Origin of the sequence: Allorhodopirellula solitaria (assembly GCF_007859855.1) — a bacterium.
Taxonomy (GTDB): domain Bacteria; phylum Planctomycetota; class Planctomycetia; order Pirellulales; family Pirellulaceae; genus Rhodopirellula; species Rhodopirellula solitaria.
Genome location: NZ_SJPK01000011.1, coordinates 17,090 through 34,114, shown reverse-complemented (window position 1 = coordinate 34,114; position 17,025 = coordinate 17,090). Strand labels below are relative to the sequence as shown.

Here is a 17,025-nt window from a genome sequence, read left to right as displayed (position 1 = left end):
CGCCTCCCCATTTCCTTCATCGAGCGATAGAATACAAGAAAAACGGCTCATCCGACGCACGCTGCCGTCGGATGAGCCAGAAAAACTCGTATTCCAAGCTGCCTGATGCCCGCTGCCTCCGACCCCACTCCCAATCACGTCGACCCGTTCGCCAACGATGCGCCGCTGCGGGTTGGCAAACATGTTCTTCAAAGCCGTTTGATCGTCGGCACCGGCCGCTACGATACGATGGACCAGATGCGTGATTCGCTGGTCGCGTCGGGGACGCAGTGCGTGACCGTGGCAGTCCGCCGCGAGCGGCTCTACGACAAAACCGGCCAGAATATCCTCGATTTCCTCGACCCCGCCCGGTATACCCTGCTGCCCAATACGGCGGGATGCTACACCGCCACCGACGCCGTTCGCGCCGCTCGACTGGGCCGCGAGATCCTAAAAACACTCGAGAATCCGGGACAGGACTGGGTCAAGCTCGAAGTGCTCGGCGATTCCAAAACGTTGCTTCCCGATCCCACCGAAACGGTTCTCGCCTGCGAGAAACTCGTTGCCGATGGCTTCTCCGTACTCTGCTACACCAGCGATTGCCCCGTCACGGCCCAGCGGCTTAAGAACGTGGGAGCGGCCAGCGTCATGCCGGCGGGCAGCCCGATCGGTAGCGGCCAAGGAATCCTCAATCCCGGCAACCTGCAAATCATCTTGGAATACCTCAAACAAGACGACCCCGACTACCCGGTGATTATCGATGCCGGGGTCGGTACCGCCAGCGACGTCGCCGTGGCAATGGAGCTCGGCGCCGATGGAGTCCTCTTGAACACGGCAATCGCTCATGCCCGCGATCCGATCCGCATGGCGGCGGCGATGAAACATGGTGTCATCGCTGGCCGGCACGCGGCCCTCGCCGGACGAATCCCCCGGCGACTCTACGGCACCGCGAGCAGCCCCCGTGACGGTGTGATCAGCACTCGCCCCTACGGCAGCAAACAGGACGGCACCGACATCTAGGCGAGCCTGATCGATGGCGGCGATCGTCGGGCGAATCCAGTCTGCTTTCGAACCGCGTCGAGCTTGCCGGTTCTCAGCTTCTCAACCGCGGCTACGAAACGCGGTAGGAATAAGTGTCGAGAACTTCACCCTCCCTTTGGGAGAGTGAATTAAAATGCGTCACTTATTCTTTCCGCGTTCCTAAATGTGGTGGATTTTCCAGGCGCGTACTCCTGTGCCGAGTATTTTTGCCATTCATCCCGAAATCGCGTAAAACTCAGCTGCCGGAATTAGCGGACTGAATAGGCTCTGAGGGGGACGCTCGCGTGGGAAGGTTTCATTCGGTCGCCTGTCATTTCCAGCATCAGCTGGTCGCCAGTGGTGGGGGCATCCCTTGGTGAGCTTGTACTTGCCGTGGAGGCCTTTTGGTTCACTGGACGTCGGAGCTCATGGCTTGAAAATTTCGCATCTTGGAGGCTCATCCGACGAACCAGATTTTGTGGGTAGGTGTCTGGGTGTCACTTCATGATACGCCGTTCCGTTTGATTTCTTTGACGACACGGACGGCGTGCCGTTCAGGCTGGATACCATCGCCGTAGCGAACTGCGTAAACCTGGGTCGCTTCAGCGCCGAGCAACACGATCATCGCCGTGTAATACACCCAAACCAGCAACACGGCGAGCGACGCGGCAGCCGCGCCCAACTGGGCACCGGGGGAACTGTAGGAAAAGTATAGGTGCAGCGCGTACCGCCCCAACAAAAACAGCACAGTCGTGATCGATGCACCCACCATCACATCCCGCCACTTCACAACGGCATCGGGCATGAATTTGAAGAGCGAGGCGAACACAATGAAAATGACGGCAGCTTGCACGAAGAGGTTGATGGCCCACGCAAATGTCTCTGAAAGCCCGATCATGCTACCCACGCGATCTCCCAATGCGGATAGCACCGAGGAGACGATGAGCGAGACCAGCAGCAGAAAGCCGAGCCCCAGAATCATCCCGAACGAGAGCACTCGCTTGCCCAACAAATTCTTCCAACTCGCACGCTCCGGATCGGGCTGAACCTCCCAAACCTGATTCAGCGCCGCCTGCAAAGCCGCCACCACCCCAGTGGCCCCAACGACGATCCCTGCGAAGCTCAACAGCGTCTTCCACCATTTACCGCCCGACTTCTCATCGTTCTCCATGATGGTCGAGATCTGCTCGGTGGCCGCCTGATTGCCCAGCATCTCGGCCGCCTCATTCGTTAAAACTGCTTTCGCCTTGGACTTGGCCGCATCACTGTCGTACATCAGCGACATGCCCAGCGTCAGAATGGTGAGCAGCAGATAGAGCAGCGGCGGCAGCGCAAACGCGGTGTAGTAGGCCAAAGCCGCCGCCAGCGTACTGCAATTGTTTTTTGAAAACTCCGAGAAAGTCTGTTTTAAAAATCCCATCGATTCAGTTTGTTCGCGCACGCGTCATGAAGCAGTTATTCTTTACAAAACCCTCTAACGCAATTCCTGCGCCAAACCAATTGGGCGACGAACGTCTATACTCGAGCGAAACATGCTGTCCAACGCGACATAGCTTCCTTCCGTGTGCTCCATCCCCCATGTCGATCATGCCTGAATCCAACGAAACGCCCGCCGAACCAGCCGAACCGGAATTCTCCAAAGAGGAACTGCGCCTGGCAATGAAGGCCTTTCGCAAACGCCTCAAACTCACCCGTTTGGACGATGAGTCGCGACTCGGCTACGGTCCGATGTCGTCGGGCAATCAATCCGGAGTCGCGGCCATTCGGCCACCCGACCAATACCCCGCTGCACTCTGGAGAGCGCTAGCCGACCAAGGCAAACTGCGCCGCAACGGCGGCGGTTTGTACTCCTTGGTCGACTGAAGGGCCGGACTCGTTTCATCACGACGACAGCAATTGATGATCCCGAAGGAACTCTGCCGGGATGTCTGCGGTCTTCTGAGCGACGACCGCAAAGTAGAACAAAGGGGCACCTTCCATCGAGAGCCGATGCCGGTATTTCTCGATCTGCCAGACGTTCAAATATTCGGAGAAGATCAGCTCGCGGATGAACCGAGAGAAACCCGTCCGATCGGAATCGTCGAGGAAGGTTTCCTTAATGTTGAAGGCGACCCAACCGTCCGTTTTCACAAACCGCAAGGCGGGTAGGAACGCGTCCAGGGGAATGTCGCCGAAGCCGAGTGCCGCAACTGACGTTAAACAGTCGATCGACCACTCATCGATCTCCGTGTTCAGTTCGTCACTCAACTTGGTAAAGTCCGCGACATAGTACTCATCGTAGACTTGGGGTCGGTCCCGCAGAGCAGCGTCACGGGCCTCGGGAATCAGGTCGGCTCCGATCAGTCGGGAGACGCCGTAGGACTTGAGCACTTCGCCCATCATCCCATTTCCCGCTCCAAAATCGAGCACACGCAACTCCGAGAACGTTTGATCAGCAGCGTCGATCGTCTGCTTCAATATCTGCCCGACCTTGGTCGGCGAAGCGCACTTCAAACGATCGTAGAATAACTGTTCGTACAGACCCGGACGCGCGTATATCTGATCGTAATCGTGAAATCGCAGCTCCGTTCGTTGGTCACCCTCGGTGAGCTGAAACTTAGCTTCATCTTGGCCGAGATGCTGGGAATCGTGTCGCGGAAACTGGATGCGATAGCGTTGATTCATCGTGATGATCAAGAGCCTTCTGTTTTAGGAGTGAGCGTTGGTGCCGACAAACGTTGGTACCACAGCGTGGCAGCCAACCCGATCAACGAGAACACTGCGATCACTGCGAAAACCTGTTGATGGCCAATAGCCCCCGGACTACGGTCCAGCAAAAATCCCATCAACGGCCCCATGAATACCTCAGGAGTGTAGCCGATCGCCGAGACGAGTCCCACCGCACTGCCGGTATACACGAACGGGATGTTGCCCTCACGCATGATCGAAAAATATAGTCCACGCAGAGCAAAGATCGCCGCGCTGGTCGTGAGAATCGTAGCGAAAAACAACGCGGTCATGCCCATCTGGATCACCCCCGAGGCAGCCACGAGACTGCCTAGCAGCATCGCGATGAACGCCCAACAGGTCACACTTGTCACCCGATAGCGATCGGCAATCCATCCGGTGATGATCGCCGCAGGCGGTCGAACCCACATCGATATCGTACTGGCATAGGCTGCCGATACCTCATCGAATCCCAACGCTTCCTTGGCGTACAACGACACGTCATCGAGGCCTTTGTAACCGACATACGCGCACACGATGATGGCCGCTTGCAGCCACACCGTCGGCAGCCGAGCGACATATCGAATGCCTTCCCAAGCGGACTGATCATTCGTGACCACCGTCGTGGTCTCTTCATCTGGCAGCACACACCAGACCAATAGCGCCGTGAGGAACGTGACCGCGGTGAACAAAAGGATAACATGCCGGAACGCTTCGCCACGCTGCGCTAACGTCGACGTCTCCAGGTCGGCAGGCAGGAGTGCCGCGAAAATCGCAACGGCGAGCGAGCCGATGATCGCGGCAACCAACCCACGGCCGCCATCGAGAAAACCGAACGCGCGGCCCTGCATGTCCTGACCGCCCCAACTTCGCGTTGCGCGAATCAGTGCTGCCCAAAACACCAACACCGTCGTCAGGCCCCAAAACGCGTACAGCAGAATGAACGTGTTCAAGTCAGGGATCGCCGCCATCACCAATCCCCCCGCCGCTGTGCTCGCCAGCGCAATCGACATCAACGTGCGAGCGGCAAAGCGGTCCGCCAAAGGACCACCGGGAAAATACGAGAGCATCGCCGTGATCCCGTAGGCGGAAAACGCCATGCCCAACTGCCAATTACTCAGCCCGAAGACTTCCAACAGGGTCGGCCGGAATACTCGCGCGATCACGAACGGCAAGAAAAAAATCGCTTCGCCCGCCACAATCAAGGTGGCGATGGCGTACCAGTGTCGCCTCGCTCGTGGGGGCGATTCGCTATCCGGTGAGTGCATTGTATTGGTGATCCAGAGTCAGATGAGAGGATCTGCGATCAGATCCGATTGCACGGGAGCAGGCTGAGGACTCCGTGACGGGCCCGCCGCTAAGGAAACGATACCCCCCAACACGTGATGCAGTCCACTGCGCACGTCACCAGACGCCGCCGGTACCGGCGTAGCCAGCCCGTTGTCGGCGATCGCCCAAATGGTTGGCACCGAACATCTCCCAGGCCAGCCTAGCAGAATGACTTTGTCGACTTCTCCACCCTTAAGCGGACGCAGGCAAGGCAGGTGATGCACCTGCCACCAACTTGGGCAGCACCTGCCTCAGATCAATGCACACACACGCTATCGGCGGCACTCCGCCACCGACCCGATACCTCATTACCACAAATGAGAAGAAATCTTCAAAAACCTTAGAGGCGTCAAAACGCACCTTCACGCATTCAGTCTGTCGGCCTCCAATCCACTTGGCCAAGGAATCGACGCCACCGCGACGATCGGCAGAATCCCCCGCAATCGCTCTGGCACCCGTTTTGCGATTCCACATTTCCGCAGGACGGCATCGTGTCGAGCATCAGCTGGACACCCGTCACGAGAACAATGTTTTTTGAAAATTTGAAGGAAACCTTAATGTTTGTCCGTGGAATGAGTTTGAATCGTCGAGCATTCACGCTCGTTGAGTTATTGGTCGTGATCGCGATCATCGGTGTGCTGGTCGGCCTGCTATTGCCTGCAGTCCAGTCAGCACGAGAAGCGGCCCGCCGCATGCAATGTTCTAATAATATGAAACAGATTGGATTGGCGATCCATATGTACCACGATAGCTACAATGCGATGCCACCAGCGACGATGCTCAAAACGAGCCCCAATGACCGGCCCGCCTCTTGGATGGTGCGTATCTTGCCGTTCCTGGAACAGAACGCGGCCTACGGCCAAACGACCTTTTCAGGAACCGATTTCTCCAATCGTGACCCCGGCCTGAACCGAAACTGGCAGGTCTACGACGGCTTACGCGTCCCGGGATACAACTGCCCGTCGAGCCCGCTACCGACCACTCGTCTAGACGATACCAGTGCTGATACTCGGGCCCTTGGAGCTCCCGACCAAATCGAAGTTCAGATGGCGAACTATGTGGGCATCACTGGTGACTACAACGAAGCCAATTCGCAGTGGAATGGGTATCACGGGATGAGCGATTACAACGGTGTGATCGTGGCCGTCGACAACCGAAACAACGGTGTTGTGAAATTCGCTTCGATTCTTGACGGGACGACCAACACATTCGCCGTCGGGGAACAGGGCATGGAAATTCGCTTGCAGAACGCAGACGGAACGCTCGAGTACTTTGACCAACGAGCTAGCAACTGGTGGGGCGGTGCCTGGTCCGGTGGCGGCGGTGACGAAAGCAATACGTCCGAGGGCTACTGGATGAATGTCACCTCCACACGAGTTGGCATCAACTTCTCACCTCTGGACAGCCGCTTCGTCCCTCACGGAATTGGCCCCTACTGGTACGGTCGTCCTGGTCGGCACTCCATCCTTAACTCCGCCCACATCGGCGGTGCCCAGTTCGTGATGGGAGATGGCTCCGTCCGATTCGTCACTGAGAACGTCCGGTTCGATATCCTCAGCCTGCTTACCAACCGTGCCGACCGTGAAGTCATCACCGAGGAGTTCTAAGCATGCGTGCACTGCCTACGACGATTTCAAAAACCCGTTTTTTCAACCAATCAGACTCACCGAGGAATAACGACGTGAACCTCCCATTCCATTTCCTACCGAAAAGCTCGCTCCGCCTAGTCACCGGTATGACACTGATGCTACTGAGCTGCATGAGCATCGGCTGCTCGTTCGACGACACCCCCGACCTCAGCGAAGTCACTGGAACGCTAACGAAATCGGGCAAACCGGTGGCCGGTGCCCAGGTTGAGTTCTACCCCATCTCGGCGGGAGCTGCCTCCTACGGCAAGACCGATGAGGAGGGCAACTTCGTGCTCCGCTACTCCACCGGGAAGCCCGGGGCGGCCGTCGACGAGCACACCGTCAGTGTGATCGGTGGCCGTGTCGAGGGTGAACGCAATGCACCAAGCGTCGAAGTCACGTCGATGGCGGGAGCCGACGCAGCCGAAGGTACTCTGCAACCAATCGGTGGCCCCAAGAAAGGGCGTCGCAACAGCTCAGGTGGCCCCAAAACGGTTGAAGGCCTGACTGCGGAAGTGCTCGCAACCGGCCCCAACCATATCGAGCTGACTATCTGAAGTCCGCTGTGACCTGATCTCCACTCGCGTTGAAAATCGGTTCCCGCAATCGACCGATCCTTTCAACGCGAGTTGGTGCGCGACAACAGCCGCTCGCCAATCCGCTCAACCGGCTCTTGCCAATGGCCGAATTCGCTTTGGCGGCTGATGATCATACTGGGGTACCAGTCCGTGGTGTCACCTGCGGTTAACCACCGCCAGTCCGGGACGCGGCCGAGCAACAAATGAGTGCGAACGCCGAGAGCACCGGCGAGGTGGGCGATCGCCGTGTCGGTGGTCACCAAGGCATCGAGGTTACACAGCACCGCCGCGGTATCGATGAACTTTCCCGCCGCCTGGTCGAGCGAATCGGGTAGCCGCAGGATGCGATCGGCGAAATCAACTTGGTCGAGCTGTTCGACACCATGACCAAATTGCATATTGACGATCTCCAGCTCGTCCATCTCGATCAGCGGCCCGAACACGTCGAGTGAGACGCTGCGGTACACGTCGGCATGGTGCTCTCGATTACCCTGCCAATTGATTCCAATGAGCGGCTTGGTCGATCGCGATGGATCTCGATTCTCTGCCAGCCAAGTTTTCCACTTCCCGACCACGTCACCGGGCACCCTCAGATAGCCCTGACCGGGACACTGCGAAAGATCGCCGAAGAGCTCTTTCCCGGAATAGATCTCGCCGTCGCGTGTGTACAGACCGTCGAGTACTTCCAAGAAGGAGCCTTGATAGTTCGCTTGCGTCAGCCCCCCGTGCAGCATCGACATGCCTGCCGCGACCGCGTCGCCGCCCGTTGAGCTGGGCAGGACTTCCGCCACGATTTCATCGATCCCTGGCGCGCTTCGAAACAGCGGCACCAGCTTAGGGTTGCAGACGACGATCACGGTCGCGCCGCTGGACTTCAACGCAGCCGCGACGCGGATGAAATGAATGGCATCACCGAGGCCCTGTTCGGGATAGATCACGATGGTCCGTCCGTCGAGCGGTTGGCCCGTCCACACGGGCACCGCGATGCCCGCAGCCTGCCAGGCTGCAGCAACGGCGGGACGCCCGAGACCAGGCATTCGCCAACGCCAGCGAAACTCCTCGAATCCTTTTTTGTAATCGCCCATCAGCAGCGAGATGACCCCGAGGTTGCGGTGCAACTCCGCGTTGTTCGGGTCGACTTCCAAACCCCGTGCATAGGACTTCAAACCACGCTCGATATCACCGTTCCAAACCCACAGAGTGCCACGATTCTTCAGCGCCGAAAGATACCCGGGTTGCTGCACCAGCGATTTCTTGAAACAGCGTTCGGCTTCGTCGACTTCGCCGAGCATCCGTAGCGAGTTGCCGAGATTGTTCCACGCGATCGGGAAATGCTTTTTGATCGCCAAGGCCTTGCGATACGAACCGACCGACCCCGCGAAATCTCGCAGATCGAACTGAGCGATACCGAGGTACACCCAGGCTTCGGCCGAGTCGGGAACCTGACGCAAAACGCCGCGATACAATTGCATCGCGGCGTCAACGTTTCCACTTTGGTGAACCTGCCAGCCCTGCTGCAGAACTTCGCCGACGGACGGCATCAGTCCAAGAACCCAACCAGGTCCTGGCTGCGGCTGGGTTGCTGCAGTTTCCGCACCGCCTTGGCTTCGATCTGGCGAATCCGCTCGCGGGTCACCTTGAAGATATGGCCGACTTCTTCGAGGGTGTAACTGTACCCGTCACCGAGGCCGTAGCGAAGTTTGATGATTTCGCGTTCCCGGTAGGACAGCGATTTGAGCACACCGGTGATCCGTTGCCGCAGCATTTCTTGGGTCGCACCGATTTGCGGGCTCTCTGCTGTCCCATCAGGAAGCAGGTCACCGAATTGGCTATCTTCGCTATTGCCGACGGGTCGGTCGAGCGAGATTGGAAACCGGCTCATGGTGAGTACCCGGCGAGCTTCCTCGATCGTCACATCAGCCCGACGGGCCGTTTCCTCAATCGACGGCTCGCGGCCGAGCTCTTGGAGCAAGGCGCGGGCCACGTTTCGCACGCGGCTCATCGTCTCGACCATGTGCACGGGGATACGAATCGTACGACTCTGGTCGGCCACCGCACGGGTGATCGCTTGGCGAATCCACCAGGTCGCGTAGGTACAGAACTTGAATCCACGGCGGTACTCGAACTTGTCGACCGCTCGCATCAACCCAGCGTTACCTTCTTGGATCAGGTCGAGGAAGGACAAGCCGCGATTGCGATACTTCTTGGCAATCGAAACGACCAGCCGCAGGTTCCCTTCGCTGAGCTCCCGCTTGGCCTGCTGGTATTCACTGTAGACCCGGCCGAGCATCGAGCAACGATTGCGGAGCGAGGTCGGTGTTTCCTGGCAAGCGGTCAAGATCTGACGGCGTTCGTGGAGCAGTTGCTCGCGGACTTCGCGGCCGTGCTTGGTACGCTTTTGATCTTTGATCTGGGCATCGATTTCAGCGAGTCGGCGCGAGAATTTCTCTAGCATCCCGATACGAGTCTCGATGCGTTGGGTCCGCAGCCCCAGTTCTTCGATCAAGCGGACGGCGCGGCGACGGCGACGAGCGAGTGCCCGCCACGCTTCAGCGCGACGACGAGCCGGTGCGCTCTTGCTCATCGCCACTTTCCAGTCGTGCCGGTTGCGGCTGAGCAAGGTCTGCAGGGTCCGGAGGTTGTGCGGCAAACGGCCGACGATCTGCTCCTTCTCCAAACGATCGGTGACACTGACCTGGACCGTCCGGTCGAAGGGCAATTGTCCCCGATAAACCTTCTTGAGCGTCTTGTAAGCCTCGACGAGAACGTAGTGGTTCTCAAGCAATTTGGTGCGAAAACGACGACGCGTCTCTTCAATCCGCTTGGCCAATTCGATCTCTTCACGACGGGTCAGCAAGGGGATCTCGCCCATCTGGGTCAGATACATGCGGACAGGATCGTCCGACCAAGTCTCCGACTCGTCGATCGTGATCAATTCATCCGGGCTTTCCAACTGAACCTGTCCGTCGCTGAGATCGGCAACGTTCACGCCATTATCGTCCTCGTTGTCGTCAACGGGGAGCTTGCGAAAGCCAGTGGAGACGACATCGGTGTTTTGCGCCGAAACATCGTCAAAATCATCCATCATCGGATCGAACAAAGTATTAACTCCTTCAAAGTATTAGCGTCTATTTTTTTCGCGATGTTGTGGCGAGTGTAGTTGGCCGGAAAGGTAAAACGAGTCAAGATGCGGGAGAATCTTCGTGAGTCAGGAGCGAATCCCTTCAACGTCAAATAATCGCCCCTTACGCTCACCCCTGTGTCGGCCTTGTCCCGTCGGTCAATTCTACGAGTTGGTGCACATGAAAGTTTCCGATCCAATTGCCGAGGACAGCATCTTCTTGTAATTTCAATCTACCACCCACTCGCCTACCCATCCCAAGTACCTCGCGAAATGGAAAAACATTCCGATTGGCTGGACTTCCCGTTTAAGGGGAACTTGCTGTCTCGGAAAACTTTTCGGTGCAAGTCCACTTTTCACAGGAAACAATCCTCGAAAAACATACTCACATCGTAACCTGCAATGTCGGTGCAGATTATTCCGGCGGGCCATCCTGGCGAATCAGAGGTACCACGAACCGGTGGGGGGCGCGAACCCAATCCCTTTGGGTTGCGAAGACGAACGACAGTTCGTTGTGTTGGATGTCGCGAATCATGTGAAAATGTCCGGTCGGATGCGTTCACCCGGCGGGAGCGACTGGTCGTGTGTTAACCTCAGCACACAGCAATGGTAGTCTGTCTGTGCGGCGGGTCTACCCAGGCGGCATGTAATTTATGGACGTTGGAGGGGATTTTTCCTCAAGACGTAGCACTTTCAATTGGCTTAGGTTCGACGATGTACAAACTTACCTGTCCGCACTGCGAGGCAATCCATGTGGTATCGACCGCGAAGGCGGGGGACGAAATCGTCTGCGATGCCTGTCAGCACACCATCGATGTGCCCAAACTCGGAGAACTCCGGCAACTGCCGGCCGCCGGCGAAACAGCCGACGCCCGGGTCGCCGCCAATGCCGCAGTGGGCCTCTCCGGGGGTCGGTCGCTGGCCTTCGCCACGCTCGGTTTGGTAGGTCTGCTCGCCCTCCTCGGGGCCGGGTTTTGCGGGGTAAACTGGGCCACTAGCGAGGTTCCCATCACCACCGAGGGACACCTCGAACTGCTCAAAGAAGATTATGCGGCGGCAGATTCCGCCCAAATGATCCGCGAGTTCGAGGACATCACCGAGTACGGGGTCGCAGTGGAAGCTCCGCTCAACTACCGAACCATGGAACTCGAGAAACAAGCGTGGCAACAAAAGACGCTCACCTTTGCCGCCCTCGCCGCCGTCTCCTTGGTGCTGGCAGTACTCGTCGGCTGGCGTCGCCGCGGAACAAACGCTCCGGCCTGAGACCCTCGCGCCAGACCAGTAATTCGGCCGTCTCCCGTCCCCGCTCGTGCGCCGAGAGGAAGTCACTTCGCGGGCGGGACACTTGGTCTTCGCCCCCCTTGTCTTCGCTTTCTTTCCAACCCAACGCGTGCTCTTCATGACTGCTCCCACCCAGACGTTCGCGTCTCTGCGTGACCATCTTCATCAGTGTGCCCTGATTGCCTCAGCGGCAGAACTGCTGCAATGGGACGAACGGACGATGATGCCGACGCAGGCCAGCGAGTTTCGCGCCGAACAAGTTGCCTACCTCAGCGGCCGGGCGCACGCCATGCGAACCGACAGCCAACTGGCACGTTGGCTCGACGAACTCGAAGGCTGGGAGGCGGCCGCAGATCCGCACAGTGATATCGGTGCCACCGTCGCACTGGCGCGGAAAGACTATGAGAAACAACGTCGCCTGCCAGGCGAGCTCGTCGAATCCATTGCTGCGGCGACCGTCCGCGGTCAGGGATGTTGGGATACCGCCCGCCGCAATGACGACTACGCACAGTTCCAACCCGCACTCGATGAGATGATTTCGCTCCAGCGGAGAGCGGGCGAGCTGCTCGCCGACCCAGGTCAATCCGCCTACGAAGGTTTGCTCGACCAATACGAACCCGGCGCCCGAGTGCAGGATCTCGCCAGCGTGTTCGCTGGACTTCGCGACGAACTCGTCCAACTGCTCAGCGAGATCACGGTCTCGGCTCGCCAAGTCGACGATCGCCTCCTGAAACAAAAGTACAGCGTCGATGGCCAACGCCAGCTATCTACTGAGCTCGCCAAGGCCGTCGGCTTCGATTTCCAACGGGGCAGACTCGATGAAACCTCGCATCCATTCTGCACGAGCCTGGGACCTTCGGACTGCCGCATCCTGACTCGCTACGACGAGGATTGGCTGCCCGGCAGCCTGTTTGGAACGCTCCACGAAGCCGGCCACGGGATGTACGAGCAAGGCCTGAGACCGGATTGGTACGGATTGCCCCCAGGAACGTTCGTCTCTTTGGGGATACATGAGTCCCAATCACGATTGTGGGAAAACCTCGTCGGCCGGTCACTCGCCTTCTGGAAGCACTTCACGCCACAGATCAACGAAACGTTCTCGCAAACCGCGACACCCGAACAGTGGCACGCCTGTTTCAATCGCGTACAGCCCTCGCTGATCCGCGTCGAAGCCGATGAAGCCACCTACAACCTGCATATCATCGTGCGATTCGAACTCGAGCAAGCGTTGATCTCGGGCGAACTCTCCACCAACGACCTACCATTCGCCTGGAACGAACGTTACACCAGCGTGATCGGCGTCAGCCCACCCTCCGCCGCAAACGGGGTGCTACAAGACGTCCACTGGAGCGCAGGTTTGTTCGGGTACTTCCCCACCTACACGCTCGGAAACCTCATCGCCGCGCAGCTCTACGAATCTGCCGACGAGGCCCTCGGTGGGCTCGATGCCCAAATCGAGCAAGGCGATTTCGCTCCCCTGCTCGGCTGGCTGCGAGAAAATGTCCACACCCACGGTCGCAAGTTCACCGCCGACGAACTGGTTCAAAACACAACCGGCAAACCTCTCTCGGCCCAACCGCTCATCGCCAGCCTGCGGCGGCGCTATGCGATGGTCTACGACCTGGCATAAAACCTGCGACAACATGAAGTTTCGCTTGGTCCGGTGGTAAGTGGCGAATTCCGCGAGAGCCTTTTTGTGGTGGACGAGGCGACGTGCTGTTGCACCCCGCAAGTCTTCCTACGCCGACGGAGTTGAAGAGAATAGCCGTAGGTCAGCACAGCGCCACCGACGGTGGTTCGTTGGCCGTGGAACGTCGACCCCGAAGACGTATCCAGTGATGTTCGCTTGCCCTCAAACCACCGGCTATTCTCTATCATCCCTAACGGGATACCTCTGGGGATTAAACAGCTCGTTGCTTCGTCCAATACGACATTGATTACTCCCCCGTTCCTGACGCGCCTCGGCTCAGTCAATCGACCGCCCGTTTTACCATCCGTGGGGCGTAGCTCAGCGCCGCGTACCGGGTACCTCTCTACTCCTGCGGCGGGATCGCGTGGATGGTCCAGTAGACTTCTTCCTCGAAGGCACTGCCGCCCCGGTCGCGCAGACGCACCTCGATCCGAAGTTGGTCGACCGGCTGAATCGCGGGGGTGCTTAAATGGATTCGGGTGCCCTCCTCGCCGCCCGAGCCAAGTGGCTGCAGTCGAACCGCCGCGACCTCGAGCACCTCGGTCCCCTTCTCGCTCGTTCCCGGAAGGTACTGGTCCGATCCGTAATTACGTGACCAGAGATAATCCCACTGTTCGGTGACGAAAGACGACGCGTGAGTGGCTGACTCCGGATCGACAGTGAAATTGACATCGAGTTCCAAGCCGCCTGCAACAACCCGTGCATCGGTGATCATCCGCGGCGGGGTCCCTGTGTAGCGCAAACGCTGCACGCCGCCATCGGCCAGCCCCACGCGCCCGCCTCCGTTCCAACCGTGCAGACCGGTCGCGTAGACCTGGCCATCGGCCGGATTGACGCGACCGCGCATCACCCCTGTGGAAAAATCAAACGGCAGTTTGATGATCGCGGCTTGCGAAGTCTCCCCCACATCCTGAATCGCCAAGTACGCCATCCATCCCTTGCCGAAACTCATGTGCAGTAAATGGTTCGCAAGCGGACCAAACCTCGCATCTCCGGCCCATAGCTGCCCGCCTGACGAATTATCCAACGATTGGGGCATCCACACGAGCGGCTGGTCCGAGGTCTCCGGCGGCACGACCTTGGTGATATCAATCTTGCCCCCGTCGGGAGCCCATCTCGGCGGCGCCGCATAGGTAGGCACCCAACCATAGAACGCACCAGGCTTGATCAAACAAATCTTGGAAGCCGGAATCCATTGCCCCTGATTGTCGCTCACCGTCATGCGGCCACCCGGCATACTGCCCATGCCATTGGGCGAGCGAAAACCGGTGCAGACGACCTCGCGTTCTTTGCCATCGGGCGATATTTTCCACACCGCTCCCGGCAGCGAAAAGTTGGCACCATGGCCACTCTTGGCGTAGTAGAAATTGCCTTCGTCATCGGTCTGCAAATCGAAATTGAAAGCATGGAAATTGGTGGACACGTCGCTGTCGGCACTGAAGCTCTCATAGAAATCGGCTTCGCCGTCTTGATTAAAATCATGCAACCGAACGAGCCGGTCCTTGCACGTCACGTAGACGTCGCCATCGACGACTTTCAAACCAAAGGGTTCGTAGAGCCCGCTCGCGAACCGTTTCCAGGACAAATCGAGCAACTCTTCGTCCACTCCCGAAACAATCCAAATGTCGCCGCCGTACGTCGACACGACCATTCGCCCGTCGGGGAAAAAGTCCAGTGCCGAGGTGCGGAACCATGTATTCCAAGGCGTCGATGCCGGACGGGTCAGCGTGTCGAGTGCGTAACCGCTCCGGTTCAGCCCCAGGTATCCAGTCGTTCGCATCCGTTCGGGCCAACGCAGCTCGCCACCGCGGACAAGTTCCGGCAGCGAAGAAGCCGTATCGAGTTTGGCTAGCGAGGTGGAACTGCGCCGCCAAACTTCGAGATCGCCTTCCTCCGCTCCAATGCCGATCGAAACCTGGATCGTTCGCGACTCCTCGTCAGCAGGGATCGTCATCGTAAAGGCGGTGTCCACCAACGCCTGCCACGTCACCCCGTCGACATCGCCAGCGAAGTTCGCAGCCGTGAACGAACTCGCGAGCGAATTCGTCGAGAAATTCGTCGAGGAATTCGTCTTGGCGATGGCAGATGCACTTGCAATGTCAACGCTCGCCCCCTCGGGGGCCTGGCATGGGCTGAGCACCAAGCGTTGTCCCGCCCCAATCTCTAGATGGTGAATCAGCGTGTGGGAACCTCGCGTTTCAACCCGGTGCAGTATCTCACGCCCATCGATGCGGTAGCTGAGCACAACGTCTTCGTCGTGCAGATAGTAGCCGTGGTAATCCATCCATTTCGGTGGCAGAGGACCTCGCGGCAGTAGCCCTTCACGGGAATAGTCCAGCGCCCCGTCATGGCCCCAGCGCCAAGCAGCGAGCGAGGGCAGGGACTCGCCGACCGGGTTGGCTGTCCCCTCACCCCGCGGCCGAATGTGCTGCGTCTCACTCAGATCGAGGAAACCGCCAGTCCAAACGTCCGCCAAATCCATCGTGTGCAAGTCAAACGCGACGGTCAGTTCGCCCTGAGGAATATTCAGCACGCTGGGGAAGTCAGTTCGCAACTGCGATCCCAATGCCAAGCCAAAGTCTCGCTGGACCACCTCGATTTGCTGGCCGTCCTCGGTACCCTGAGGCAACGAGGCAAGGTACTCCGCGTCGATTTCGACGTAGTCGGGATTGCGGTCCTTCATAAACGCTTCCCGGATGTAGTGCACGACCTGGTAGCGTTCAAACGGCGTGAGATAGGTCATCGGCGCCATCAGGCCGTTGCCCTCGGTCAATGTCATGAACATCCGGTAGGGATCCGAACCGAACTTCAGTTTTTGCGTTCCAAACGCGCGGGCAGTCGCCAGTGACGGAGTATCCCCGTCGGCGCCATGACAGCTAGCGCAGTCGCCTTGGAATAGCTTTTCACCTGCCTCGAAATCACGTGTTCTCAGACTTGCGAGAATACCAGCATGGTCGAGGTTGGCAGTGTCATCTTCGACGGCGAGCTGCTCGGCCGACGGTTGCAAACGCCTGGCCGCTTCACCGCCGCCTTGGGCGACGGCGTTCAGGTAGGCCACCAAATCGAGAAAGTCCGCCTGCGACTTCAGGGCCGCCATCAATCCTGCGGGCATCATCGACTGGGAATTCTTCTGCATCACTTCGATTTCGTCTGTCTCCAGCACGAAATCTTGGTCGAGCGATTGCGCCAACCGCATCGTCACCGATTCTTCGCTTTGCTGAGACAGCAACCCGACATGGACCTGCCCGCTCGTGGTGACCACGGTGTAGGTCTCGAATCCCGGCTGAATGTGCTTGGACGGGCGCAGCAACCCGTCGATGAGCTCCACGTAGGTGGTCTGCTTGCCAAGGCTGGCCAGGTTCGGCCCGAGCGGCGACGGCTCATCTCCGCTGGTGTGACAACCCACACAATTCGCAGGCGAGCGGTAAAACACAAGTGCACCGCGATGTGCATCGCCACGCAGCTTCGCTTGTTCGGCGAGGTACGCGGGCGCCGCGGCCTCGAGTTGTTGGTTCAAAGGCACTGCCGGATGGATCGGCTCGGCACCGAGAACACTGGCGGCGCAGAAGCCGACGAGAACCACAAGAAAAACCGGAAACTTCAGCATCGAAAAACTCACTAGGCGGGAACGGTTCCGCGCTGACCATCCAGCGCTGCAGAACGCGTCGAGCGAGTCAGTCTAACAGACGACCG

The 17,025-nt window shown here is 58.6% G+C and carries 12 protein-coding genes; 6 read left to right on the top strand and 6 right to left on the bottom strand.

Going from position 1 to position 17,025, the window contains the following annotated elements; translation table 11 throughout:
* Positions 1 to 105 precede the first annotated feature (105 nt).
* A complete protein-coding gene (locus CA85_RS18155; RefSeq protein WP_146392787.1) occupies positions 106 to 999 on the top strand; it encodes a thiazole synthase in 894 nt (297 codons plus the stop codon).
* A 502-nt stretch (positions 1,000 to 1,501) separates the two neighbouring features.
* Here CA85_RS18155 and CA85_RS18150 read toward each other — a convergent pair.
* Entirely contained in the window at positions 1,502 to 2,419 is a 918-nt protein-coding gene (locus CA85_RS18150; protein ID WP_146392786.1) for a YihY/virulence factor BrkB family protein, read from the bottom strand.
* Positions 2,420 to 2,586: 167 nt separating this feature from the next.
* Here CA85_RS18150 and CA85_RS18145 point away from each other — a divergent pair, with 167 nt between their 5' ends.
* Positions 2,587 to 2,862: a hypothetical protein gene (locus CA85_RS18145; RefSeq protein WP_246112944.1), complete on the top strand. Its 276-nt coding sequence runs from the start codon at positions 2,587 to 2,589 to the stop codon at positions 2,860 to 2,862.
* A gap of 18 nt (positions 2,863 to 2,880) precedes the next feature.
* Here the strand turns inward: CA85_RS18145 and CA85_RS18140 are convergent, their stop codons facing one another.
* Together CA85_RS18140 and CA85_RS18135 are read right to left on the bottom strand one after the other, a co-directional pair.
* Positions 2,881 to 3,663 (bottom strand): class I SAM-dependent DNA methyltransferase, encoded by a 783-nt coding sequence (locus tag CA85_RS18140; protein ID WP_146392784.1) that lies wholly within the window; start codon positions 3,661 to 3,663, stop codon positions 2,881 to 2,883.
* A gap of 8 nt (positions 3,664 to 3,671) precedes the next feature.
* The gene (locus CA85_RS18135) at positions 3,672 to 4,973 is read right to left on the bottom strand and encodes an MFS transporter (protein WP_146392783.1); all 1,302 of its coding nucleotides are present in this window, start codon (positions 4,971 to 4,973) and stop codon (positions 3,672 to 3,674) included.
* 639 nt (positions 4,974 to 5,612) lie between these two features.
* Here CA85_RS18135 and CA85_RS18130 point away from each other — a divergent pair.
* Together CA85_RS18130 and CA85_RS18125 are read left to right on the top strand one after the other, a co-directional pair.
* A complete protein-coding gene (locus CA85_RS18130) occupies positions 5,613 to 6,641 on the top strand; it encodes a DUF1559 domain-containing protein (protein WP_222435477.1) in 1,029 nt (342 codons plus the stop codon).
* Positions 6,642 to 6,715: 74 nt separating this feature from the next.
* On the top strand, positions 6,716 to 7,219 hold the full coding sequence (locus tag CA85_RS18125) for a carboxypeptidase-like regulatory domain-containing protein (RefSeq protein WP_146392781.1): 504 nt from the start codon (positions 6,716 to 6,718) through the stop codon (positions 7,217 to 7,219).
* Positions 7,220 to 7,281: 62 nt separating this feature from the next.
* Here CA85_RS18125 and CA85_RS18120 read toward each other — a convergent pair whose 3' ends face one another.
* Positions 7,282 to 8,781: a tetratricopeptide repeat protein gene (locus tag CA85_RS18120; protein WP_146392780.1), complete on the bottom strand. Its 1,500-nt coding sequence runs from the start codon at positions 8,779 to 8,781 to the stop codon at positions 7,282 to 7,284.
* A complete protein-coding gene (locus tag CA85_RS18115) occupies positions 8,781 to 10,340 on the bottom strand; it encodes a sigma-70 family RNA polymerase sigma factor (RefSeq protein WP_146392779.1) in 1,560 nt (519 codons plus the stop codon). Before CA85_RS18115 ends, CA85_RS18120 begins: the two co-directional genes overlap by 1 nt.
* A gap of 735 nt (positions 10,341 to 11,075) precedes the next feature.
* Between CA85_RS18115 and CA85_RS18110 the strand changes: the two genes are divergently transcribed.
* Both CA85_RS18110 and CA85_RS18105 read left to right on the top strand, forming a co-directional pair.
* Entirely contained in the window at positions 11,076 to 11,624 is a 549-nt protein-coding gene (locus CA85_RS18110) for a hypothetical protein (RefSeq protein ID WP_146392778.1), read from the top strand.
* Positions 11,625 to 11,760: 136 nt separating this feature from the next.
* On the top strand, positions 11,761 to 13,272 hold the full coding sequence (locus CA85_RS18105; protein WP_146392777.1) for a carboxypeptidase M32: 1,512 nt from the start codon (positions 11,761 to 11,763) through the stop codon (positions 13,270 to 13,272).
* A gap of 403 nt (positions 13,273 to 13,675) precedes the next feature.
* On the opposite strand, the gene CA85_RS18100 is transcribed toward CA85_RS18105, so the two are convergent.
* Positions 13,676 to 16,939 carry a DUF6797 domain-containing protein gene (locus CA85_RS18100; RefSeq protein WP_146392776.1) on the bottom strand — a complete coding sequence of 1,088 codons (3,264 nt, stop codon included), beginning with the start codon at positions 16,937 to 16,939 and terminating at the stop codon, positions 13,676 to 13,678.
* Between the last annotated feature and the right edge of the window lie 86 nt (positions 16,940 to 17,025).